Source organism: Arthrobacter sp. B2a2-09, from assembly GCF_027587375.1.
Lineage (GTDB): Bacteria > Actinomycetota > Actinomycetes > Actinomycetales > Micrococcaceae > Arthrobacter.
This window is the reverse complement of the sequence record NZ_JAMXIC010000129.1, coordinates 1-248: the sequence shown is the minus strand read 5'-3', so window position 1 is coordinate 248 and position 248 is coordinate 1. Positions and strand designations below refer to the sequence as shown.

Below are 248 nucleotides of genomic sequence, written 5' to 3'. Positions count from 1 at the left end.
CCGGTTGACGCCGTCATCGACCAGCTCGTTCCCTTGCTGGAGCCCGGCGACATCGTGATCGACGCCGGCAACTCGCATTACGAGGACACCCGCCGTCGCGAATCCGCGCTGGCCGAGAAGGATCTGCACTTCGTGGGCGTCGGTGTTTCCGGCGGTGAAGAGGGCGCGCTCAACGGCCCCTCGATCATGCCCGGTGGTTCCAGGGAGTCCTACGACGCTTTGGGTCCGCTGCTCGAAAAGATCTCCGC

1 protein-coding gene is annotated in these 248 nt (G+C 65.3%); it reads left to right on the top strand.

Annotation, left to right across the window (positions count from 1 at the left end; all coding sequences use genetic code 11):
• Nucleotides 1-248, top strand: a 248-nt coding sequence (locus tag NFJ07_RS25845; RefSeq protein WP_269998952.1) for an NAD(P)-binding domain-containing protein, incomplete at both ends; no start/stop codon positions are given.